Here is a 22,759-nt window from a genome sequence, read left to right on the forward strand (position 1 = left end):
TGTGTCGATTTGCGGCTCCACCGCGGGGCGCGACCAGCCCCCACCGGCCCGCAGCCGGGTCACTGCGCCGACGCCGTAGCCCAAGGAACCTGCGGCGACCGATAGAAGTCGATCCCGAGCGCCTCCCACCGCGGCCCCTGCGAAGCCAGCCGCACCTTGTAGGCATCCCAGTCATGCGTGGCAGCCGGCGACCACCCCAACTCGGCCACCCCCGCCAGCCTCGGAAACGCCATGTACTCGATGTCGTCCGACTTGGTGAGCGTCTCCGTCCACATCGGCGCCTCCACACCCCGGATCGCCGAAGCCGGCGCCCCCGGCAGATAGTTGCCCGGATCCCAGTCGTACGACCGCTTCACCTCGACCAGCCCGGCCCAGTCCAGCCCCAGCGGAGTGTCGGCCGTGTACTTCATGTCGAGGTAGATCCGGTCGGCCGGCGACAGAATGATCCCGGTGCCGTTCTGCGCGGCCTTGGCGACCTGCGCCTTCTCCTCGGCACTCGTGTCGTCCAGCCCCCAGTACTGCGCGAGCGCACCCGCCGCCGGAGTCGCCCCGGTGAGCTGGTGCCAGCCGACGACCTTCTTGCCGTACTCGGCGACGATGGGCTGCACGCGGTCCATGAACCTCACATAGTCCTCGTGGCTGGTGGAGTGCGCCTCGTCGCCGCCGATGTGCAGGTATTTGCCCGGCGTGAGCGCGGCCAGCTCCCGGATCACGTCGTCCACGAAGTCGTACGTGATCTCCTTGTTGACGCACAGCGAGCTGAAGCCGACCTCGGTGCCGGTGTAGAGCGGGGGCGCGACGCCGTCGCAGTTGAGCTCGGCGTACGAGGCGAGGGCCGCGTTGGTGTGACCCGGCATGTCGATCTCCGGGACGACCTCCAGATAGCGGGAGGAGGCGTAGCGGACGATCTCCCTGTAGTCGGACTTGGTGTAGTACCCGCCGGGGCCGCCGCCGACCTGGGTCGAGCCGCCGTGAGCCGCCAAGCGCGGCCAGGAGTCGATGGCGATGCGCCAGCCCTGGTCGTCGCTGAGGTGCAGATGCAGCTTGTTGATCTTGTAGAGGGCGAGCTGGTCGATGTAGCGCTTGACCTGGTCGACGCTGAAGAAGTGCCGGGAGACGTCCAGCATCGCGCCGCGCCAGCCGTAGCGCGGGGTGTCGGTGATGGTGCCGCCCGCGACCAGCCAGGGGCCGGACTGGACGGAGTCCTTCTCGACGGCCGCCGGGAGCAACTGGCGCAGGGTCTGGACGCCGTGGAAGAGCCCGGCGGGGCCGGCTGCGGTGATGGTGACGCCCTTGCGGCCGCTGTCGAGCCGATAGCCCTCGGACCCGAAGGGGCCCTTGGACAGCCGGAGTCTGATGCCCCCTGCGCCGCTGTCGGTGACCGGGAGGCGGTAGCCGGTGGACGGGCGGAGGATGCCCGCGAGGTACTCGCCGACGCGACGGCTCTCGCGGGAGTCGTCGACGCGGATCCGGGTGCCGCTGGTGATCCGGTAGGGAGTCCCGCCCGGGGTGGCCGACACGGGCGCGGGGACCACGCGGTCGAGCGGGGTGGGCGGCGCCGCCTGGGCGGGAGCGGCTCCTGTCACCGAGGCGCCCATCGCGACCAGCAGCAGGGAACCGAGAAGGCGGAGCGTTCTGTGGTGCTGTCTCACGCGGCGATCTCTCACAGACGTGTCCCTTCCATGAGCCATTGCGCTCCAAGAGGTCTGGACCACTCTCTCGTGAGACTGGTGGAACAATCCACCCCATGGCGGAAATCATCCAGAAGGACGGCACGTGGGTCTTCGACGGCGACGCACTGCGGCTGACTCCCGGACGGGACAAGAACGTCAGCCTGTTCCGCAAGACGCTGGGTGAACTGGTGCTCCCGCTGGGGGCGTTGGCGGGGGTCTCCTTCGAGCAGGGCAAGAAGGCCGGACGGCTCCGGCTGCGCCTGCGCGACGGCGCCGACCCGCTGCTGCACGCCACCGGCGGCCGGCTGACCGAACCCAACGACCCGTACCAACTGATCGTGGAGTCCGACCGCTACGGCGTCGCGGAGTACTTCGTGGACGAGGTCCGCAACGCCCTGCTGCTGGACGAGGTCCCCGCCGACCCGGTCGACGCGTATCTGGTGCCGGGCCCCTCGCTCCCGCTGTCCGTCTCCGCCGGGGACGCCACCGCCAGCTTCGACGGCGAGCGGGTCCGGCTGGAGTGGAACTGGAAGACCGAGGACGCCAAGGCCGCCGCCGGCGCCCGCTCCCTCACGCTGGCCGACATCACGGCCGTGGAATGGCATCCGGCGGCGGGCCTGGAGAACGGCCACCTCCGCTTCACCGTCAGGAACGCGTCCACCAAGGCCCCGCCCAAGTACGACCCGAACGCCGTGGAGCTGTGGGGCTTCAAGAAGGACCCGCTGATGGCCCTGATCGCGGCGGCGGTCCAGGTCCGCCTGCCGCATCCGGCCAGGGCCACCGCCGCCGACGTACCGCAAGCGCGAGCGGAACTGCCCGCTCCCCCGGTCGCGTCCGCCGAGGACGACCACGACGCGCTCCTGCGCCGCCTGCGCGAACTCGGCGAGCTCCGTCGCACCGGCGTACTGACGGACGAGGAGTTCACGATGGCCAAGCAGGCGGTGCTGAAGCGGATGTAGCGGGCGGGGCGGACGCGGCGGGCCTACTTGGCCTTGCGGGCCACCGTGAAGTGGTCGATGCGCTCGCCGGTCTCGGCGATGCCCTGCACCTTCAGGGTGGCGTAGCGGCCGCGCGGCGCGGGCTTCACGTCCACGCGCAGGAACGAGTAGTTCAGGTAGCGCACGCGCGACCAGGCGACCGTCTCGTTCTTCTTGCCGTCCTTGAGGTTGACGAAGGAGGCCACGGAGTCGACCTCGTTCTCGTGTCCCTCGTAGGAGTCCGGCGCGGTGAACGCGTACAGGCTCCGGCCGGCCGCGCCCGCCGTGACATAGACCACGCCCTCGGTCTCGGGGTAGGCCGTGCCGCCGATCGGCAGCTTCTTCGCGACCTTGTCGCCCTTGATCACATCCGTTCGCTCGTACTGGTGGTTGTGGCCGTTGATGACGAGGTCCACCTGGTACTTCTCGAACAGCGGCACCCACTCCTGGCGCACGCCCCCCTCCGAGGCGTGCGCGGTGGAGGTGCAGTACGCGCAGTGGTGGAAGAACACGATGACGAAGTCGATGTCGTGGGCGGCCCGGAACTTCTTGAGCTGCGCCTCGAACCACTTGGTCTGGGTGCCGCCGGAGATGCCGAGGTTGGCGGGGATCTCGTACGACACGTCGTTGGGGTCGAGCGAGATGATCGCGGTGTTGCCGTGGACGAAGGAGTACACGCCCGGCAGGTTCTTCTTGTCGGGCCCGTTGTCGGGGAGCGTGAAGCGGGCCTCCTCGCCGCCGTAGCCGTTGGGCGAGTACCAGGCCTCCATGTCGTGGTTGCCGTAACTCACCATCCACGGCACGGACTTGGCGACCGACTCGGTCTGGTACAGGAACTGGTCCCACACGCGCGAGTCGAAGCCGGTGTCGGCGGTCTTGCCGGCGCCGGACGGGTCGGCGTAGGCGATGTCACCGGCGTGCAGGTGGAAGGCCGGGTTCTGGCCCAGGAGCAGGCTGTCGTTGGCGAGGCCGTGGTAGCTGACGCCCTGGTCACCGAAGGCCGTGAAGGTGAACGGCTCCTTGTGGGCGGGCGCGGTGGTGAAGGTGCCGAGGGTGCCGAGCAGGTGCGCCTCGGCGGGGTCGAAGCCCTGGTGGCCGACGCCGTAGTAGTACGTCCGGCCCGGCTTGAGGTGGGTCAGCTTGGCGTGGAGGTAGTACTGCGTGTGATCGGCGCTGGCACCGACGCCGGCCGGGGTGTAGAGGCTGCGGACCTCAGCCTCGATCTTGCGGGAGAGGTCCCAGGGGTGGGCGCCGATCCGGATGAACGGCTTCTTCACGGCGGCCGGCACCTGCCACGAGACGGTCATCTCGGTGCGTGCGTCGTTGCCGTAGGCGAGGTGGCGGCCGAAGGGGGCGACGACCGCGCCGTCGACGGTCTCGGTCTGCGTGAGGGGCTGGGTCCTGGTGGCCGCCTGGGCGGTGACACCGGGGACGAAGGTGCCGCCCGCGACGGCGCCGAGGGTGACGGCGCCGCCTCTGATCATCGTGCGCCGGGAGAACTTGGCGCGCAGGTACTCGTGCTGTTCGGCCATGCTCATGCGCTCGGCGAGTTGCTGGGGTACACCCATGCGAGGAATGTCCATGGCGCCACAAGCTGGTCGGTGCACACATCCCCCCGCGGAACAACCGCCCAACGGACACCCATGGGCGTTCCATAACTCTCCCAAAGGCCCCGGACACCCTCTTGCCCGAAATCGGGCAGGATTCTTGCGAAGCGGTCCCCGATACCCCAGGATCTACCGAGTGCACGACGACCTTGTTGATCACCTGACCCGCAGCACGCCCCTCAGCCGGGGCGAGGCATCGCGGGTGATCCAGGACGTGCTCGCCTACTTCGACGAGACGACCGAGGAGTTCGTCCGTCGCCGCCACCGCGAGCTCCAGGCCCAGGGCCTGGTGAACGCGACGATCTTCGAACAGATCGAGGCGGACCTGAAATACCGGACGGTGGCACCGCCGGAGCTCACGCTCCGCCAGTTGCGCCGGATCGTCTACGGCTAGGGATACCTATATATATGTGCGGAATCGTCGGATACATCGGGAAGCGTGACGTGGCGCCCCTCCTGCTGGAGGGCCTGCAGCGCCTGGAGTACCGCGGCTACGACTCGGCCGGCGTGGTCGTCTCCTCCCCGAAGGCGCCCGCCCTGAAGATGGTCAAGGCCAAGGGCCGGGTCCGCGACCTGGAGGCCAAGGTCCCGGCGCGCTTCAAGGGCACCACCGGCATCGCCCACACCCGCTGGGCCACCCACGGCGCCCCCTCCGACGTGAACGCCCACCCGCACCTGGACGCCGAGGGCAAGGTCGCCGTCGTCCACAACGGCATCATCGACAACGCCTCCGACCTGCGCCGCAAGCTGGAGGCCGACGGCGTCGAGTTCCTCTCCGAGACCGACACCGAGGTCCTCGTCCACCTCATCTCCCGCTCGCAGGCGGAGAAGCTGGAGGACAAGGTCCGCGAGACGCTGCGCCTGATCGAGGGCACGTACGGCATCGCGGTGCTGCACGCCGACTACCCGGACCGCATCGTCGTCGCCCGCAACGGCTCCCCGGTCGTCCTCGGCATCGGCGAGAAGGAGATGTTCGTCGCCTCGGACATCGCCGCGCTGGTCGCCCACACGCGCCAGATAGTGACGCTGGACGACGGCGAGATGGCCACGCTGAAGGCCGACGACTTCCGCACGTACACGACGGAGGGCACCCGCACGACGGCGGAGCCCACCACGGTCGAGTGGGAAGCGGCGTCCTACGACATGGGCGGCCACGACACCTACATGCACAAGGAGATCCACGAGCAGGCCGACGCCGTGGACCGCGTGCTGCGCGGCCGCATCGACGACCGCTTCTCCACCGTGCACCTCGGCGGCCTCAACCTGGACGCCCGCGAGGCCCGCCAGATCCGCCGCGTGAAGATCCTCGGCTGCGGCACCTCGTACCACGCGGGCATGATCGGCGCCCAGATGATCGAGGAGCTGGCCCGCATCCCCGCGGACGCCGAGCCGGCCTCCGAGTTCCGCTACCGCAACGCGGTCGTGGACCCCGACACGCTCTACATCGCCGTCTCCCAGTCCGGTGAGACGTACGACGTCCTGGCGGCCGTGCAGGAGCTGAAGCGCAAGGGCGCGCGGGTCCTGGGCGTGGTCAACGTGGTCGGTTCCGCCATCGCCCGCGAGGCCGACGGCGGCATCTACGTCCACGCGGGCCCGGAGGTCTGCGTGGTCTCGACGAAGTGCTTCACGAACACGACAGTGGCCTTCGCGCTCCTGGCCCTCCACCTGGGCCGCACCCGCGACCTCTCGGTCCGCGACGGCAAGCGGATCATCGAGGGCCTGCGCAAGCTGCCCGCCCAGATCGCCGAGATGCTGGAGCAGGAGGAGGAGGTCAAGAAGCTGGCCCAGGAGTACGCCGAGGCCCGCTCGATGCTCTTCATCGGCCGCGTCCGTGGCTACCCGGTCGCCCGTGAGGCCTCCCTGAAGCTCAAGGAGGTCTCCTACATCCACGCCGAGGCCTACCCCGCCTCCGAGCTCAAGCACGGCCCGCTGGCCCTGATCGAGCCGGCCCTGCCCACGGTCGCGATCGTCCCCGACGACGACCTGCTGGAGAAGAACCGCGCCGCCATGGAGGAGATCAAGGCCCGCAGCGGCAAGATCCTCGCGGTGGCCCACCAGCACCAGGAGAAGGCGGACCAGACGATCGTCGTCCCGAAGAACGAGGACGAACTCGACCCGATCCTGATGGGCATCCCCCTCCAACTCCTCGCCTACCACACGGCCCTGGCCCTCGGCCGAGACATCGACAAGCCGAGGAACCTGGCCAAGTCGGTAACGGTGGAGTAGCCGACCCCTTATCAGGGGCTGGGCCCCTGATAAGGGGCCCAGCCCCTGCCTTCAGGGGCGCAGCCCCTGTCCTTAGGGGCGCGGGGCTGTATCGATTTGCGGCTCCGCCGCGTGGGCGCGAGCAACCCCCCACACACCCGCGCCGGCCGACGCACAAGACGGACCCCCACGTGATGCCACCATTCACGGGGGGTCCGTTTTCAACGCCGGGGGCCGCCCAACCCCCAGCCTGCGCAGCTAACCGGCGGCCGTCACCCCCCGGCCCGCAGCGCGTCGAGGAAGTGCGGTCGGCCAGTGGGCCAGCGCCGCAGTCGCCGCATACCAAGCCACCGCCCCCGCGGCGACGGCGAACCAGCCACCCACCTTGGTGAGCCCGTCGTTGTCCGCGAAGCTCGCGATGGCCATGAGGAGCAGGCCGACGAAGAACAGCCCGTACGTGCCCTGACCGAGCTGGTCGCCACCGGCGAGTGTGAGGGACAGCGCCACAAGGGCGAAGAGCAGCAGGAAGAGCCCCGCGGCATTGGCGGACACCTGATTGTCGGCGGCGACGGCCCAGGTGAACCAGAGCGCGCCGAGGGCCACGAACGCGGTGCCGTTCGCGGCGTCACGATCCCGTAGGGCCATGAGCCCGGCGACGAAGAGGGCAATGCCGCCCACGTACTGGGCGATTGATACGGCGTCAGCGGCCGACACGCCGTCGATCACATCGGCGTACCCGAGGCCGAAGGCCAACAGGGTGATTCCGAGGGCGAGTCGGCCGACCACGCTGGTGATTCCGCTTCCCGCGGAGACGTCGTTGTCCACGGCGGGCTCCCTTCATGCATGTGCAGTTGTGCGGTGTGCGATATATGCCCTTCACAAGGGCACAAACACCTCTACGCGTGAGTAAGTTCACGCTGCGCAGAAAGGAGTCGACGTCCCGAACGGGCTCATCTCACCTGGGACAACGGCGAGTTACGGAATGACAACGACAGGGCGCTTGGCCCGCTTGGCGAGCCGCCCCGCGACGGACCCGAAGATCCGTCCGACGATGCCCTGTGTGGAGCCGACGACGATCGCGTCCGCTTCGTACTCCCGCCCGACCTCTTCGAGCTCGTGGCAGATGTCACCGCCGCGCTCGACCAGGATCCACGGCACCTCGGCGAGGTAGTCCGCGCACGCGAGTTCGAGGCCGAGCACCTCGGTGCGGTGGTCCGGTACGTCGACGAAGACCGGCGGCTCGCAGCCCGCCCACACCGTGGTGGGCAGGCGGTTGGCGACATGGACGATGATCAGGCCCGACCCGGAGCGATGAGCCATGCCGATGGCGTACGCGAGGGCGCGCTCACTGGAGGTGGAGCCGTCGAAGCCGACGACGACGCCGTGCTTGAAGGCTGGATCGCAGGAGTGGCGTGGCTCTTCCGCCGCCAGGGGCTCGGCCGCCGTAGGGTCGGCGACGGGCCGCTTGCGGTCCGCTGGTTCGAAGAATTCGTGACCGGCCATGGCTGTCTCGGCGTATTGATCCTTATATGGGGGCCCGCGAGCGGAGCTCGTTGATGGATGCGGCAGTGTGCGGCGGAGCTGTGTCCGGGAATGGTCTTCCCAACCCCATACCCCAAGGGTACGGCGGCACGCCTCCTTAACCCAGATACCCGCTCACGGTCGGTGCGGGTTCCAGGGAGCATGCACGAGGGGACGCCCGTAACGCAATGCTTGCTGCGGTGTACAGGCGGTTTGCACAGGATTCACTTGCGCGCGCCGGACCGACGGCCCGCCACCAGTGACCGACTGCCCCGCCCCGCGTTGATCACCACGAGCACCGCCCAGGCAGCACAGGAGCACATATCCATGTCCGGACCTCGCACCCCCGCCGAGGACAGCACCACCGACGTGGTCCGCTGGGCGGCCTTCAGTTGCGTCCTGGTCCCCGTGGTCCTGCTCTGGTACGGCAGCTCGCTCGCCGGCGCCGCCGGCACGGCCCTCGGCCTCGGGGCCGTGACGGCCGTGTGCCGCCTGCTGCTGCGCCAGTCGGAGCGCGGCGCGACGCGGCTGCGGCAGGAGGAACTCCACGGCCCGTCCCCCCGGCGTCGCGGACGTCATCACCGCACGGGGACCGGGGCCCATAGAGGCGGACGTCACACTGGGGGAAGTACACCGGTCGGCTGACCGGTTTTCACGCACGGGCACGCCACTTTTCAGCCAACTTCTGGCGAGCATGCATCCCCGGCCCAGAACACCCCCCAACCCCCGTTCCACCTGCACGGAAAGGGCCTCAGGGGCCCTGCGCACCCTACGTGGATTGGCCACTGCGACAAGGCGCACTTCCCTGCACGGCCCGCGAGTGCAACGCTTCGTGATCGAATGCTTCACGCCAAGTTGCCAAGTCGACAATGTGCCGAGTGCCGAACCGGCCACTGCGGCGCGATGCGACACAGTAGATTCGATCTTGACTGTCTACGGCGGGGGACTCGTGCAGGACCGAGGGGAAACGTGCAGGAGCGACACAACCGAGGAGCCGCGACCACCGAGGGGGGCTTAGCAGTATGAGCCACGACTCCACTGCCGCGCCGGAAGCCGCGGCCCGGAAGCTTTCCGGGCGACGCCGCAAGGAGATCGTCGCGGTGCTGCTGTTCAGCGGCGGCCCCATCTTCGAGAGTTCCATACCGCTGTCGGTGTTCGGTATAGACCGCCAGGACGCCGGCGTGCCGCGCTACCGACTTCTGGTGTGCGGCGGCGAGGAAGGCCCACTGCGGACCACAGGGGGCCTGGAACTCACCGCGCCACATGGCCTGGAGGCGATCTCGCGGGCGGGCACGGTCGTCGTGCCGGCCTGGCGTTCGATCACCTCACCGCCACCGGAGGACGCGCTCGACGCTCTGCGCCGGGCGCACGAGGAAGGCGCCCGCATCGTCGGGCTGTGCACCGGCGCCTTCGTCCTCGCGGCGGCGGGCCTGCTGGACGGCCGCCCCGCGACGACACACTGGATGTACGCACCGACGCTGGCCAAGCGCTATCCGTCGGTGCACGTGGATCCACGCGAACTGTTCGTCGACGACGGCGACGTGCTGACGTCGGCCGGCACCGCGGCCGGAATCGATCTCTGTCTCCACATCGTGCGGACGGACCACGGCAACGAGGCGGCCGGAGCGCTCGCCCGCCGCCTGGTGGTCCCGCCGCGCCGATCCGGCGGTCAGGAGCGCTACCTCGATCGATCTTTACCAGAGGAAATCGGCGCGGACCCGCTCGCGGAGGTCGTCGCCTGGGCGCTGGAGCACCTGCACGAGCAGTTCGACGTGGAGACGCTGGCGGCACGCGCGTACATGAGCCGCCGGACCTTCGACCGCCGGTTCCGCTCGCTGACGGGAAGCGCTCCGCTCCAGTGGCTGATCACCCAGCGGGTCCTTCAGGCGCAGCGCCTGCTGGAGACGTCCGACTACTCGGTGGACGAGGTCGCGGGCCGCTGCGGCTTCCGCTCGCCGGTGGCGCTGCGCGGCCACTTCCGCCGCCAGCTCGGTTCGTCGCCGGCCGCGTACCGGGCGGCGTACCGTGCCCGGCGTCCGCAGAGTGACAAGCCGACGGAGCCGGAGCCGGCGGTCGGCCCGAGCATGCCGCAGGGCCCGCCGCCCTCCGCATACCCGGACGCCGGTCCGGTCCCGCTCCAGGCCCGCCGAACACCGGCGCCGCTGGGTACGTCCGCGCCCCTGTCGGTGGCGTCGGACAACGGCCGCGAGGCCTACGCGGCGAGCCGGGCGAGCCTTCCGGGGCAGCGCAGCGGATCGTGACCTCGTGACCTTGTGATGCCGGACGGGCTGAAGTTTCAGCCCGTCCGGCGTTTGAGGACAAGGCCCTTCAGGGCCGAAGCGGGGGTCCGGGGGCGGCAGCCCCCGGTGACGTCAGCACCGACGCGGGGCACCCAAGAACGGACGCCGGCCGTAGGGTGGTCGCATGAACGATCGCATGGTGTGGATCGACTGCGAGATGACCGGCCTCTCGCTGTCCGACGACGCGCTCATCGAGGTTGCCGCCCTCGTCACCGACTCCGAGCTGAACATCCTCGGCGAGGGTGTGGACATCGTCGTCCGCCCGCCGGACGCGGCGCTGGAGACGATGCCGGAGGTGGTGCGTCAGATGCACACCTCGTCCGGGCTGCTCGCCGAACTCGCCGGCGGCACGACCCTCAAGGACGCCGAGGACCAGGTCCTCGCCTATGTCCGCGAGCACGTCAAGGAACCCGGCAAGGCGCCGCTGTGCGGGAACTCCGTCGGCACCGACCGCGGCTTCCTGCTGCGCGACATGCCGACCCTGGAGGACTACCTCCACTACCGGATCGTGGACGTCAGTTCCATCAAGGAGCTCGCCCGGCGCTGGTACCCGCGCGCCTACTTCAACAGCCCGGAGAAGAACGGCAACCACCGCGCCCTCGCCGACATCCGCGAGTCCATCGCCGAACTGCGCTACTACCGCGAGGCCGTCTTCGTGCCCCAGCCCGGCCCCGACTCCGACACCGCGAAGTCGATCGCCGCGAAGCACGTTCTGCCTGCTCAGTAGGTGTACGAGGGGGGTCGCGCAGGGGCGCCGTAAAAGGCGTGCGCGAGCACCCCTTCGGACCCTGTACACTTTTTCTCGGCCGGTCGGGGACTCCACGGAAGTCAACAACCGGTCATGGTGGGTGTAGCTCAGCTGGTAGAGCACCTGGTTGTGGTCCAGGATGCCGCGGGTTCGAGTCCCGTCACTCACCCTGATGGTCAGCCGGTGACTTCGTTCATGAAGTCACCGGCTGATCTGTTTACCGGCGGTTCCAACCGCTGACGGCTGTCGCCGAAACCCCCTCCGCCCCGCGACGCCTGGCCCTAGGCTGCCGACGGTGTCCGAGCCCCGCATACCCGCCGAGCCCGTCCGCACCGACCGGCTCGACCTGCTCCCGCTGCGCGTCGAGCACGCCGAGGAGATGGCCGCCGCCCTGTCGGACCCGGCGCTGCACCGCTTCATCGGCGGCGCCCCGCTCTCCCCCGACGCCCTGCGCGCCCGCTACGAACGCCTCGTCGCCGGCTCCCCCGACCCGGCCGCCTCCTGGTGCAACTGGGTGCTGCGGCTGCGCGCCGAGTCCTGCCTCGTGGGCACGGTCCAGGCGACGATCACCGCGGACGGCACCGCCGAGATCGCCTGGGTGATCGGCACACCGTGGCAGCGGCGCGGCCTAGCCTCCGAAGCGGGCCGCGCCCTCGTCGCATGGCTGGCGAAGGGCCCCGTCCACACGGTCGTCGCCCATGTCCACCCCGCCCACCACGCCTCGGCGACGGTCGCCGCGGCGACCGGCCTGACCCCGACCGAGGAGCGCCAGGACGGGGAGATCCGATGGCGCCGCCGGCTGCCCCGGCGATGACGTCGCGTCGCGTGTGACGGGCCCGGCGCCAAATCCCGTACGGGGACCGTTACGACACCCCGTCCGGGCAGGCCGGCCCGAGCGCCTCGGCATGCACGCACTTCACGCCCCATGGCCACCGCCCCGTCCGCGCGGCACGCCAGTCGCTGCCGGCGAACAACGCGCGCCGCACCGCCCCTCGCCGGGCCCGGCGGCAGCGCACGCCCGCTCAGGACGACGCCCGGGTCACCAACTCCGTGGCCAGTACCGCCTGGGTCCGCTCCAGTCCCCTCGACGCCGCCGGGCGGCGGTCCGCGATCTCGGCCAGGAGGAGGTCGATCATGCGGCGGCCCATCTCCTCGATGGGCTGGCGCACGCTGGTGAGGGGCGGGTCCATGTGGCGGGCGATGGCGGAGTCGTCGTAGCCCACGAGGGCGACGTCGTCGGGGATGCGGCGGCCCGCCTCGCGCAGGGCCTGGCGGGCGCCGGCCGCCGTGACGTCGGATCCGGCGAAGACCGCGTCGAGGTCGGGGCAGCGCTCCAGCAGGGCCCGCATCGCGCTGGCGCCGCCCTCCTCCGTGAAGTCGCCGGGCTCGATGAGCCGCTCGTCCGCCGGGCGGCCCGCGTCACGCAGGGCGTCGCGGTAGCCGTCGACGCGGCGCTGCGCACCGTAGACGTCGAGGCGGCCGGTGATGTGTGCGATGCGGGTGCGGCCCCCGTCCAGCAGGTGCTCGACGGCCGAGCGGGCGCCGCCGTAGTTGTCCGAGTCCACCGAGGTCAGCGTCTCCGCGGCCGATCTCGGGCCGCTGATCACCGCGGGGATCTCGAGCTGGGCCAGCAGGTCGGGCAGCGGGTCGTCCGCGTGCACCGAGACCAGCAGGACACCGTCCACGCGGTGGGCGGCCAGGTACTGGGCCAGGCGGCGCCGTTCCTTGTCGCTGCCCGCGAAGATCAGCAGGAGTTGCATCTCGGTGTCCGAGAGTTCGGCGCCCACGCCCCTGAGCATGTCCGAGAAGTACGGCTCCGCGAAGAACCGTGTCTCCGGCTCGGGCACGACCAGCGCGATGGCGTCCGTGCGGTTCGCCGCGAGGGCGCGGGCCGCGGTGTTGGGGACGTAGCCGAGCTCGGCGACCGCCGCCTCGACCGCCGCACGGGTCGCGTCGCTGACCCGCGGCGAGCCGTTGATCACCCGGGAGACGGTGCCGCGGCCGACGCCCGCGCGGGCCGCCACCTCTTCGAGGGTGGGCCGGCCGCCGCTCCGGCCCCGCGCTCCGTGGGTTGCCATGGGCTCCGCCTCCCGTTGACCATTCCGTTGGCCTGGAATTTAACAGTCCCGCCGGTGCCGTGACCGTCCGCGGAGACCGTGGATCAAGACCCTGCTCCGGCCAAATACTCCCGATCTTGGCCGAGTTCGTACCCGCACCGCCGGCTCTGCCGCGTTAGTTAACGGGCCGATAACTGAACACATAAGTCCGCGTCCGCTGTCTTGACACCCCCGCCCGGACCGACGAACCTTCAACACATCACTTGTGGGAGCGCTCCCACAGTACCTGACACATACACATCCCGCACGTTCCCCGCCCGAGCCGCAGCGAGAACAATGAACGGGCCCAACCATGCAGTTGGCCGGGGGGTCGGCACGTCAGGCAACAGGAGGACGCAATGCGCACGAGTACCCGCGGGTCCCGCCGGCTGATGGCCCTCGCGGCCGCGGCCGCGCTGACGACAGGGCTGCTCGCCGGCTGCGCCGAGGACTCGGACGACGGCTCTTCGAACGAGGGCGGTGGCAACGGCGGCGGAGGCAAGACCACGCTCACCATCGGCACCTTCGGTGTCTTCGGCTACAAGCAGGCCGGCCTCTACGACGAGTACACCAAGCTCCACCCCGACATCACCATCAAGGAGAACGTCACCACCCGCACCGACGTCTACTGGCCCAAGACCCTGACGCGCCTCCAGGCCGGTTCCGGCACCGACGACATCCAGGCGATCGAGGTCGGCAACATCACCGAGGCCGTGCAGACGCAGGCCGACAAGTTCGTGGACCTCGGCAAGGAGGTCGACAAGTCCCAGTGGCTGGACTGGAAGAACTCCCAGGCCACCACGAAGGACGGCAAGCTGATCGGGCTCGGCACCGACGTCGGCCCGATGGCGATCTGCTACCGCAAGGACCTGTTCCAGAAGGCGGGGCTGGAGACCGACCGCACCAAGCTCGCCGAGCAGTGGAAGGGCGACTGGAGCAAGTACGTCGACGTCGGCAAGGAGTACATGAAGAAGGCGCCGAGCGGCACCAAGTTCGTGGACTCGGCCTCCTCCGTCTACAACGCGGCCCTCGGCGGCGCGACCGAGCGCTACTACGACAAGGACGGCAACGTCGTCTGGGACAAGTCGCAGGGCGTGAAGGACTCCTGGGACGCCGCCATGGAGGTGGCCACCAGCGACATGTCGGCGAAGCTGAAGCAGTTCGACAAGCCGTGGGACCAGGGCTACGCCAACGGCACCTTCGCCACCGTGGCCTGCCCGGCCTGGATGATCGGCTACATCCAGGAGAAGTCGGGTGAGGCCGGCAAGGGCAAGTGGGACGTGGCGGCGGCGCCGACCGCGGCCAACTGGGGCGGTTCGTTCATCGGTGTGCCGACGGCGAGCAAGCACCAGAAGGAGGCCATCGCGCTGGCGAAGTGGCTGACCGCGCCCGAGCAGCAGGCGAAGGTCTTCGCCAAGCAGGCGAGCTTCCCGTCGGCCCCGTCGGCGTACTCGACCCTGAAGCCGGCGGCCGACACCACGGCGTACTTCTCGAACGCGCCGATCACGGAGATCTTCGCCGCCTCGGCGAAGACCATCCCGGTCCAGTACTTCGGAGTCAAGGACCAGCCGATCAACACCGCGCTGACCGACATCGGCATCCTCCAGGTCGAGCAGAAGGGCAAGTCCCCCGACGAGGGCTGGGACGCCGCCACCGCGGAGATCAAGGACGTGCTCGGCCAGTGAGCAGTTCCAAGCAGGCCCTCGCGCATCCCGCGTCGAGCGCCGAAGCCGCGCCCGGTGACCAGCCGGGCGCGGCCGGCCGCGCGCACGGTCGCGGTACCCCGCCGCCGGGGAGCAGTTCCTGGCGGAGCCGGCTGTACCGCTGGGACATGAAGGCGTCGCCGTACGCGTTCGTCGCCCCCTTCTTCATCGTCTTCGGGGCGTTCTCGCTCATCCCGCTGCTGTACACGGCGTGGTACTCGCTGCACAACGTGCAGTTGGCCGACCTGGACGGCCAGACCTGGACCGGCCTGGACAACTACCAGAACCTGCTGTCCTCGGACTTCTTCTGGAACGCGTTGTGGAACACCCTCACCATCGGTGTGATCTCCACGGTGCCGCAGCTTCTGATGGCGATCGGGCTGGCGCATCTGCTCAACTACAAGCTGCGCGGCTCGACCGTGTGGCGGGTCGTGATGCTCACCCCGTACGCCACCTCGGTCGCGGCGGCGACCCTGGTGTTCGTGCTGCTGTACTCCTGGGACGGCGGCATGATCAACTGGCTGCTGGACTTCGTCGGCATCGACCCGGTCAACTGGCGTGAGTCCGACTGGGGTTCGCAGTTCGCGGTGTCGTCGATCGTGATCTGGCGGTGGACGGGCTACAACGCGCTGATCTACCTGGCGGCGATGCAGGCGATCCCGACGGACCTGTACGAGTCCGCCTCGATCGACGGCGCCAACCGCTGGCAGCAGTTCATCCATGTGACGATCCCGCAGTTGCGCCCGACGATCCTGTTCACAGTGGTCGTCTCCACGATCGGCGCGACCCAGCTCTTCGGTGAGCCCCTGCTGTTCGGCGGGGTGAGCGGTTCGAAGGGCGGTTCCGAGCACCAGTACCAGACGCTCGGTCTGTACATGTACGACCAGGGCTGGATCATCGGCAACCTCGGCAAGGCGTCCGCGATCGCCTGGTCGATGTTCCTGATCCTGCTGATCGTCGCCGTGATCCAACTGCTGATCTCCCGACGGCTGAGGAAGTCCCAATGACCGCAAGTGAACTGACCCTGCCCCGGGCCGAGAAGGAGGCCGGGCGGCCCAGGCGCGAGCGGCCGCGGGTGATGGGCGCGGGCAAGCAGCTCCACGCCGGCCCGCTCACCTACGTGGTGCTGGCCGTCTTCGCGCTTGTCTCGCTGGCTCCGCTGGTGTGGACGGCGATCGCGGCCTCGCGCACCGACCGGCGGCTCGCGGAGACCCCGCCGCCGCTGTGGTTCGGCGGGAACCTGTTCAAGAACATGGGGCGGGCCTGGGACGAGGCCGGGCTCGGTACCGCGATGTTCAACACCACGTTCGTCGCGGGAACGATCACCATCAGCACGGTGCTGTTCGCCACGCTCGCCGGCTTCGCCTTCGCCAAGCTGCGGTTCCGGTTCTCCGGGGTGCTGCTGATGCTGACGATCGGCACCATGATGATCCCGCCGCAACTGGCCGTCGTACCGCTGTATCTGTGGATGTCGGACCTCGGCTGGTCAAACCAGCTCCAGACGGTCATCCTGCCGACGCTGTGCACGGCCTTCGGTACGTTCTTCATGCGGCAGTACCTGCTGCAGGCGCTGCCCACGGAACTGATCGAGGCGGCGCGGGTGGACGGCGCGAGCAGTCTGCGGGTGGTGTGGCACGTGGTGTTCCCGGCGGCCCGGCCCGCGATGGCCGTGCTCGGCCTGCTGACCTTCGTGTTCGCCTGGAACGACTTCCTGTGGCCGATCATCGCCCTGAACCAGCAGAACCCGACCGTGCAGGTGGCCCTCAACTCACTGGGCACCGGCTATGTTCCCGACCAGGCCGTGATCATGGCCGGCGCCCTGCTCGGCACCCTGCCGCTGCTGATCGCCTTCCTGCTGTTCGGCAAGCAGATCGTGGGCGGCATCATGCAGGGCGCGATCAAGGGCTGACGCCTGCTTCGCCCAGGTCCGCCGTACGACGTCCCGGGGGCCGCGTCACCGCCGCCCCGGCCCCCGGCCTCAATCCCCTTCCCCCTTCTCCCCTCCTACCCGTACCCGTCGGTCTCCACGACCTCCAATGGGAGCGCTTCCATGCCAGAGCCCATGTCCTCCGTGTCCTTTCCCCCCGCCTTCCTCTGGGGCGCCGCGACCTCCGCGTACCAGATCGAAGGGGCGGTGCGGGAGGGCGGCCGCACCCCCTCCATCTGGGACACCTTCAGCCATACGCCGGGCCGGACGGCCGGCGGCGAGCACGGTGACATCGCTGTCGACCACTACCACCGCTACCGCGAGGACGTCGCGCTGATGGCCGACCTCGGCCTGACCGCGTACCGCTTCTCCATCTCCTGGCCGCGTGTGCAGCCGACGGGCCGGGGCCCGGCGGTGCAGGTGGGCCTGGACTTCTACCGCCGGCTGGTGGACGAGCTGCTGGCGAAGGGCATCAAGCCCGCCGTCACCCTCTACCACTGGGACCTTCCCCAGGAGCTGGAGGACGCGGGCGGCTGGCCGGAGCGGGACACCGCGTACCGGTTCGCCGAGTACGCGCAGATCGTCGGCGAGGCGCTCGGCGACCGCGTCGAGCAGTGGATCACGTTGAACGAGCCGTGGTGCAGCGCGTTCCTCGGCTACGGCTCGGGTGTGCACGCGCCGGGCCGGACCGAACCGGCGGCCACGCTGAAGGCGGCCCACCATCTGAACCTGGCCCACGGGCTTGGCGCACAGGCCCTGCGCTCGGTGATGCCGGCCCGCAACTCGGTGGCGCTCAGCCTCAACTCCTCGGTGGTGCGGCCGGTTTCGCAGGACGCGGCGGATCTGGCGGCGGCCCGCAAGATCGACGACCTGGCCAACGGGATCTTCCACGGCCCGATCCTGCACGGCGTCTACCCCGAGACGCTGTACACGGCGACGGAGCTGGTGACGGACTGGTCGTTCGTCCAGGACGGCGACCTGACGGCGATCAACCAGCCGCTGGACGCCCTGGGTCTGAACTACTACACCCCCACGCTGGTCTCCGCGGCCGAGTCCGAGCTGACCGGTCCGCGTGCCGACGGCCACGGGGCGAGCGACCACTCGCCGTGGCCCGGCGCGGACGACGTGCTGTTCCACCAGGCGCCGGGCGAGCGCACGGAGATGGGCTGGTCCATCGACCCGACCGGCCTGCACGAGCTGATCATGCGCTACAGCCGGGAGGCCCCGGGCCTGCCGCTGTACGTCACCGAGAACGGCGCGGCCTACGACGACAAGCCCGACTCCGAGGGCCGCGTCCACGACCCGGAGCGCGTCGCCTACCTGCACGGCCACCTTTCCGAGGTCCGCCGCGCGATCTCCGACGGCGCGGACGTCCGCGGCTACTACCTGTGGTCCCTGCTGGACAACTTCGAGTGGGCGTACGGCTACGAGAAGCGGTTCGGCGCGGTGTACGTCGACTACTCGACGCTCGCGAGGACCCCGAAGTCGAGCGCGCTCTGGTACGGCAAGGCGGCTCGGGCCGGGGCGCTGCCGGCGGTCGACGAGGTGTTCTGAGGGCCGGGGGAACCGGGCCGGGGGACGGGGCGCGGCGCGCCGAGGGGACGTGCCGCGCCCCGGCCGGATGGGGGGAAGACCGGCCGGGGCGCGCCCCCCGTGGTTCGCGAGGCCGTCCGGTCAGTTGTAGGCCGCGAACGCCTTCGAGAAGGCGAACTTGTCCTGGAGGATCGAGCTGCATGTCGCGTCGGCCGCCGGCTTCTCGCCGCCCGCGCACTGCTTGTCGCGGGTGGCCGACCACATCGACAGCCAGCCCAGGCCCTTGGACTTGGCGAAGTTCACGAGCTGGGTGGCGTCGTCGACCTTGAAGATCTCGGTGGTGACGTCGTTGACGCCGATCATCGGGGTGACGGCGACCGTCTTCCAGGCGGCGCCGTCGGAGAGGCCGAGGACGCTTTTGACCTGGGCCTGGGTGGCGGTGGCGGCCTGTTCGGCGTAGGTGCCCATGTCGCCGCTGTAGGCGGGGCCGTAGTCCATCGCCATGATGTTGACGGTGTTGATCTTCACGCCGTTCTGCTTGGCGTTGGCCAGCAGGTCCACGCCCGGCTGGGTGAGGCCCTCCGGCATCACGGGGAGGGTGTAGGAGACGTCCAGGTCCGGGTGCTGCTGCTGGAGCTTGGCTATCGCCTGGGCGCGGCGTGTGTTGGCCGCCGCGTCCGGCAGCGCGCCGCCCTCGACGTCGAAGTCGACCTTGGTCAGCTTGTACGCGTCCACGGCCTTGCCGTACGCCGCCGCCAGCGCGTCCGCCGAGGAGCAGGTCGTGGCCAGCTCGCTGCCGGCCGCGCCACCGAAGGAGACCCGGACGTCGCCGCCCTTGGCGCGCAGGTCACCGATCTGCGCGGCCACCGCGTCGCTGCCGAGGTCCGTGACGCCGCCCCACTTCGGGGTGCAGCCGCCGCCGTCGGTGATGAAGGCGAGGTTGTAGTTCTTCACGCCGGTCGCCTCGGCGCTCGCCGCCATGTCGAAGGCCGGGTAGAGGGAGGTGTCGATGTAGGGGGCGAAGCCGGCGTCGGCCTTCGTGCCGGTGCCGGTGCTCTGGGACGGCTTGGCGGTGGGGGTGGCCGTGGGGGTGGCGGTCGCGGTGGGCTTCGCCGTCGCGGTCGGTGTCGGTGCGGGCGACTGCGTCTGCGTCGGGCGGCCGCTCGGCTCGGGGGTGGCGGTGTCGTCCGCGGAGCACTTGGCGTCGTCGATCAGACAGCCCGTCGGGGCGGCCGTGCCGTTGACCACGAAGCCGACCGTCACCGACTCGCCGGTGGCCAGGCCGTCCGTGTCCCACTTCGGCGGCGTCACGGTGACGTGCCGGCCGCTCACGCTCGACTCGGCGTTCCACAGCGAGCTCAGCTTCGAGCCCGACGGCAGGTCGAACTCCAGCGTCCAGTCCTTCTTCACCTGACCGCTGTTGTTCGTGACGACGTACTGCGCGGTGTAACCCGTCGACCAGTCGCTGGTCTTCGTGTACGCCGCTCCGATGCCGGCCGCCTGGGCGGTGCCGGTGAAGACGATCGCTCCACCGCCGACCGCGGCCGCCGCGACCAGACCGCCGATCGCCTTGCTCCTGCCGCTGAACCTGCGTCGGTGGGTGCTCATCGCGTGTCTGCCTTTGCTGTTCGGGGGTGGGGGGTGCGGCAGCACGCTAGCGATCACGAATCGGGCAAAGTGCCTGATCCGGACGGGGGTTGAGGAGCTTATGGCGCCCTTAAGGAAGGGATCGGGGACGGTTAAAGGTAGAGACCAATCTGCCGGGCCGGCGCCGCCGGACGGAACCGCGATGTCCCCGCCGCACCGGCTCCCTGCCGTCGAGCTGGATCCAGATCCGCACCTCGGTCCCGCCGAGCACCGACGACCCGATCCGTACGTCCCCGCCGGTCGACTCCGCGAGCCGGCGCACGATGTCGAGGCCCAGCCCCGTCGACCCGGCGCTGCCCGAGCCCCGCCCGCGCGCCATCGCCGCCTCGGGGTCGGATATGCCGGGCCCCGCGTCCGAGACGAGCACGATCACCGCGTCCTCGCCGTTGTGCACGTCGACCGCGAACGCCGTGCCCTCGGCGGTGTGCCGGAAGACATTGCCGAGCAGGGCGTCCAGCGCGGCCGCCAGATCCGCCCGGGCCACCGGTATCCGCACCGGCCGGTCCACGCCGGCCACCCGCACCTTGCGGCCCTCGTCCTCCGCCAGCGCCGACCAGAACGCCATGCGCTCGCGCACCACTTCGGCCGCGTCGCACCCGGCGCCCGGACCGGCGGCCACCGTCTGCGGCTTGGCCTCCCGGGCGGTACGGATGATGGTGTCGACCTCGCGCTCCAACTGGGCGACGGCCGTGCGGGTCTGCTCGGCGGCCGGACCGTCCCCGAGCGAGGCCGCGTTCAGCCGCAGCACGGTCAGCGGGGTGCGCAGCCGGTGGGACAGGTCGGCCGCCAGCTCACGCTCGTTCGCGAGGAGTTGGACGACCTGGTCGGCCATGGAGTTGAACGCCACCGCCGCCAGCCGCAGTTCGGTCGGCCCCTCCTCGGGCACCCGGGCGCCCAGCTTGCCCTCCCCCAGTTCGTGCGCGCCCTCGACCAGGCGCTGCGCCGGCCGCACCATCCGCACACCCAGCCGGTCGGCGACGGCGACCGACCCGACGATCAGCGCGAGGCCGACCCCGGCGAGCACCGTCCAGGCCGTGGTGAGCCCGTTGGTGACCTCCGCGTCGGGGACGAACACCTCGACGACGGCTATCTCCCCGGAGCTCAGCGCGACCGGCTGGAGCAGCGTGGACCCGCCGGGGACCTCGGAGGTCGAGGCACGGCCCAGTCGCCGTACGGTCGCGATGTCGCCGTCGGCGGCGCGCTGCCGGCCGAGGTCGACTGCGGCCGTGCTGCCGGACGCCTTGTCGGCGGACGGCGGAATGTGCACGGCCATGCCCGCGTCCGAACCGGCCGAGGCGACGACCCGCTCCAACTGGTCCCGGTCGGTGGTGATGGACAGTGCCGGGGCGACGGCTGCGGCCTCCCGCTCGGCGTTGGAGAAGGCACGGTCGCGGGCCATCTCCCGGATGACGAGTCCGAGCGGGACGGCGAAGGCGACCACGACCATGGTGGTGACCGCCAGGCAGACCTTGACCAGGGCCCATCTCATCGCGGCAGCTCCCCACCGGGCGGTTCCAGCTTCACTCCCACGCCGCGCAGGGTGTGCAGATAGCGCGGTCGCGCCGCGGTCTCCCCGAGCTTGCGCCTGAGCCAGGACAGATGGACGTCGATCGTCTGGTCGTCGCCGTAGGACTGCTGCCACACCTCGGCGAGCAGTTCCTTGCGGGGTACGACCACTCCGGGCCGGGTGGCCAGGAAGGTGAGCAGGTCGAACTCGCGCCGGGTGAGGTCGAGTCGGACGCCGTCCAGGTCGGCCTGGCGGCGCAGCGGGTCGACGGTGAGGCCGCCGACGCGCAGCACGGTCTCCGGCGGCAGGTCACCGGCCGCGGCACGGGAACGCCGCAGGACGGCCGCCATGCGGGCCGAGAGGTGCTCGACCGAGAAGGGCTTGGTGAGGTAGTCGTCCGCCCCTGCGTTCAGCAGCCGGACGATCTCCGTCTCGTCGTCCCGTGCGGTGGCGATGATCACAGGGACGTCGGTGATTCCGCGCAGCATCTTCAGCGCCTCGGAGCCGTCCAGATCGGGCAGACCGAGGTCCAGGATGACCACGTCGAAACGGAGATGGGCGACCTCGCGCAGCGCCTCCAGCGCCGTCCCGACGCTGCGAACGGTGTGCGCCGCGTCGGTCAGGTGCCGGATGAGCGCCGAACGAACGAACGGGTCGTCCTCGACCACGAGCACACTTGCCATGCGCCGCACCGTACGCCATGCCATCGAGCCGGGTCCGGGCCTGTGGACAACTCGCTCCCTGTGGACAACCGGGCGACACTTCTGGGACGCGTGAGGCAGTATGGCCCGCGATGCGCAGAGGACTCGTACACGTACTGGCTTGGTCGCTCGCCACTGGCGCGGCGGTCACGCTGTCGTGGTGGGGTGTCCACACGGTGATGGCGGGCACGGTCTACGACCGCCCGCGCGCCCTGCCCATCACCGCGGCCGACGCGACGACGCAAGGGTCGAAGCCGCTGGCGTCCTCGACGAACTCCCCGAAGCCGCCCGCCCCTTCGAAGAGCCCTTCCCCGAAGCCGACCGGGAAGCCCCGCACGCCGACCCCCTCGAAGCCCGCGGCCGGCACCCCGGATCCCTCCCCCACCACGTCCGGCCAGGTCAAGAGCTACGACACCGACGGCGGCCGGGTGGTCTTCGACATCGGCGACGCCTCCGCGACCCTCGTCTCCGCCACCCCGGGCTCGGGCTGGTCGATGCAGGTGTGGAAGACGGAGACGTGGATCCGGGTGGAGTTCGGCGCGGGCGCGGACCGGGTGTCGGTGTTCTGCACGTGGCACGACGGGCCGCCGCGGGTGGAGATCGGGAACTACTGA

At 70.2% G+C, this 22,759-nt stretch carries 20 protein-coding genes and 1 tRNA gene; 13 read left to right on the forward strand and 8 right to left on the reverse strand.

Annotation, left to right across the window (positions count from 1 at the left end; all coding sequences use genetic code 11):
* Positions 1 to 59: 59 nt before the first annotated feature.
* Positions 60 to 1,652: a beta-N-acetylhexosaminidase gene (locus tag ACZ69Q_RS25560; protein WP_471045916.1), complete on the reverse strand. Its 1,593-nt coding sequence runs from the start codon at positions 1,650 to 1,652 to the stop codon at positions 60 to 62.
* 95 nt (positions 1,653 to 1,747) lie between these two features.
* Between ACZ69Q_RS25560 and ACZ69Q_RS25565 the strand changes: the two genes are divergently transcribed.
* Positions 1,748 to 2,632, forward strand: coding sequence for a DUF4429 domain-containing protein (locus tag ACZ69Q_RS25565; protein WP_471045918.1), 885 nt, complete (start codon positions 1,748 to 1,750; stop codon positions 2,630 to 2,632).
* A 23-nt stretch (positions 2,633 to 2,655) separates the two neighbouring features.
* On the opposite strand, the gene ACZ69Q_RS25570 is transcribed toward ACZ69Q_RS25565, so the two are convergent.
* A complete protein-coding gene (locus tag ACZ69Q_RS25570; protein WP_471045920.1) occupies positions 2,656 to 4,218 on the reverse strand; it encodes a purple acid phosphatase family protein in 1,563 nt (520 codons plus the stop codon).
* Between the two features lie 175 nt (positions 4,219 to 4,393).
* Between ACZ69Q_RS25570 and ACZ69Q_RS25575 the strand changes: the two genes are divergently transcribed.
* Together ACZ69Q_RS25575 and glmS are read left to right on the forward strand one after the other, a co-directional pair.
* A complete protein-coding gene (locus tag ACZ69Q_RS25575) occupies positions 4,394 to 4,651 on the forward strand; it encodes a hypothetical protein (protein WP_126900017.1) in 258 nt (85 codons plus the stop codon).
* 14 nt (positions 4,652 to 4,665) lie between these two features.
* Positions 4,666 to 6,483, forward strand: a complete 1,818-nt coding sequence (gene glmS / locus ACZ69Q_RS25580) for a glutamine--fructose-6-phosphate transaminase (isomerizing) (protein ID WP_471045924.1) — start codon at positions 4,666 to 4,668, stop codon at positions 6,481 to 6,483.
* Positions 6,484 to 6,720: 237 nt separating this feature from the next.
* On the opposite strand, the gene ACZ69Q_RS25585 is transcribed toward glmS, so the two are convergent.
* Together ACZ69Q_RS25585 and ACZ69Q_RS25590 are read right to left on the reverse strand one after the other, a co-directional pair.
* Positions 6,721 to 7,287 carry a GPR1/FUN34/YaaH family transporter gene (locus ACZ69Q_RS25585; RefSeq protein ID WP_471045927.1) on the reverse strand — a complete coding sequence of 189 codons (567 nt, stop codon included), beginning with the start codon at positions 7,285 to 7,287 and terminating at the stop codon, positions 6,721 to 6,723.
* A 150-nt stretch (positions 7,288 to 7,437) separates the two neighbouring features.
* Entirely contained in the window at positions 7,438 to 7,965 is a 528-nt protein-coding gene (locus ACZ69Q_RS25590; protein WP_030944387.1) for a universal stress protein, read from the reverse strand.
* Positions 7,966 to 8,310: 345 nt separating this feature from the next.
* On the opposite strand from ACZ69Q_RS25590, the gene ACZ69Q_RS25595 reads away from it, so the two are divergent.
* The 5 genes from ACZ69Q_RS25595 to ACZ69Q_RS25615 all read left to right on the forward strand — a co-directional run bounded on the left by ACZ69Q_RS25595 (position 8,311) and on the right by ACZ69Q_RS25615 (position 11,845).
* A complete protein-coding gene (locus ACZ69Q_RS25595) occupies positions 8,311 to 8,628 on the forward strand; it encodes a hypothetical protein (RefSeq protein WP_471045931.1) in 318 nt (105 codons plus the stop codon).
* Positions 8,629 to 9,005: 377 nt separating this feature from the next.
* Positions 9,006 to 10,244 (forward strand): GlxA family transcriptional regulator, encoded by a 1,239-nt coding sequence (locus ACZ69Q_RS25600; RefSeq protein WP_471045934.1) that lies wholly within the window; start codon positions 9,006 to 9,008, stop codon positions 10,242 to 10,244.
* A gap of 163 nt (positions 10,245 to 10,407) precedes the next feature.
* Entirely contained in the window at positions 10,408 to 11,010 is a 603-nt protein-coding gene (gene orn / locus ACZ69Q_RS25605; protein WP_471045937.1) for an oligoribonuclease, read from the forward strand.
* A 117-nt stretch (positions 11,011 to 11,127) separates the two neighbouring features.
* Positions 11,128 to 11,200, forward strand: a tRNA-His gene (locus ACZ69Q_RS25610).
* A 126-nt stretch (positions 11,201 to 11,326) separates the two neighbouring features.
* Complete coding sequence (locus ACZ69Q_RS25615; protein WP_471045940.1) at positions 11,327 to 11,845, forward strand: GNAT family N-acetyltransferase; 519 nt, start codon at positions 11,327 to 11,329, stop codon at positions 11,843 to 11,845.
* A 208-nt stretch (positions 11,846 to 12,053) separates the two neighbouring features.
* Here the strand turns inward: ACZ69Q_RS25615 and ACZ69Q_RS25620 are convergent, their stop codons facing one another.
* Positions 12,054 to 13,109 (reverse strand): LacI family DNA-binding transcriptional regulator, encoded by a 1,056-nt coding sequence (locus ACZ69Q_RS25620; protein ID WP_471045942.1) that lies wholly within the window; start codon positions 13,107 to 13,109, stop codon positions 12,054 to 12,056.
* Positions 13,110 to 13,486: 377 nt separating this feature from the next.
* Here ACZ69Q_RS25620 and ACZ69Q_RS25625 point away from each other — a divergent pair, with 377 nt between their 5' ends.
* From ACZ69Q_RS25625 to ACZ69Q_RS25640, 4 genes are all read left to right on the forward strand, one after another.
* A complete protein-coding gene (locus ACZ69Q_RS25625; RefSeq protein WP_471045944.1) occupies positions 13,487 to 14,812 on the forward strand; it encodes an ABC transporter substrate-binding protein in 1,326 nt (441 codons plus the stop codon).
* Complete coding sequence (locus ACZ69Q_RS25630) at positions 14,809 to 15,837, forward strand: carbohydrate ABC transporter permease (RefSeq protein WP_471045947.1); 1,029 nt, start codon at positions 14,809 to 14,811, stop codon at positions 15,835 to 15,837. Before ACZ69Q_RS25625 ends, ACZ69Q_RS25630 begins: the two co-directional genes overlap by 4 nt.
* The gene (locus tag ACZ69Q_RS25635; protein ID WP_471045950.1) at positions 15,834 to 16,739 is read left to right on the forward strand and encodes a carbohydrate ABC transporter permease; all 906 of its coding nucleotides are present in this window, start codon (positions 15,834 to 15,836) and stop codon (positions 16,737 to 16,739) included. The genes ACZ69Q_RS25630 and ACZ69Q_RS25635 overlap by 4 nt, the downstream gene beginning before the upstream one ends.
* 153 nt (positions 16,740 to 16,892) lie before the next feature.
* The gene (locus tag ACZ69Q_RS25640; protein ID WP_471046340.1) at positions 16,893 to 18,311 is read left to right on the forward strand and encodes a GH1 family beta-glucosidase; all 1,419 of its coding nucleotides are present in this window, start codon (positions 16,893 to 16,895) and stop codon (positions 18,309 to 18,311) included.
* A gap of 120 nt (positions 18,312 to 18,431) precedes the next feature.
* Here ACZ69Q_RS25640 and ACZ69Q_RS25645 read toward each other — a convergent pair whose 3' ends face one another.
* The 3 genes from ACZ69Q_RS25645 to ACZ69Q_RS25655 all read right to left on the reverse strand — a co-directional run bounded on the left by ACZ69Q_RS25645 (position 18,432) and on the right by ACZ69Q_RS25655 (position 22,127).
* Positions 18,432 to 19,898 carry a glycoside hydrolase family 18 protein gene (locus ACZ69Q_RS25645; RefSeq protein ID WP_471045953.1) on the reverse strand — a complete coding sequence of 489 codons (1,467 nt, stop codon included), beginning with the start codon at positions 19,896 to 19,898 and terminating at the stop codon, positions 18,432 to 18,434.
* 109 nt (positions 19,899 to 20,007) lie between these two features.
* Complete coding sequence (locus ACZ69Q_RS25650) at positions 20,008 to 21,426, reverse strand: sensor histidine kinase (protein ID WP_471045957.1); 1,419 nt, start codon at positions 21,424 to 21,426, stop codon at positions 20,008 to 20,010.
* On the reverse strand, positions 21,423 to 22,127 hold the full coding sequence (locus ACZ69Q_RS25655) for a response regulator transcription factor (protein ID WP_471045960.1): 705 nt from the start codon (positions 22,125 to 22,127) through the stop codon (positions 21,423 to 21,425). The genes ACZ69Q_RS25650 and ACZ69Q_RS25655 overlap by 4 nt, the downstream gene beginning before the upstream one ends.
* 110 nt (positions 22,128 to 22,237) lie before the next feature.
* Here ACZ69Q_RS25655 and ACZ69Q_RS25660 point away from each other — a divergent pair, with 110 nt between their 5' ends.
* A complete protein-coding gene (locus ACZ69Q_RS25660) occupies positions 22,238 to 22,759 on the forward strand; it encodes a hypothetical protein (RefSeq protein ID WP_471045963.1) in 522 nt (173 codons plus the stop codon).

It is taken from the genome of Streptomyces sp. NPDC036764 (assembly GCF_055609385.1).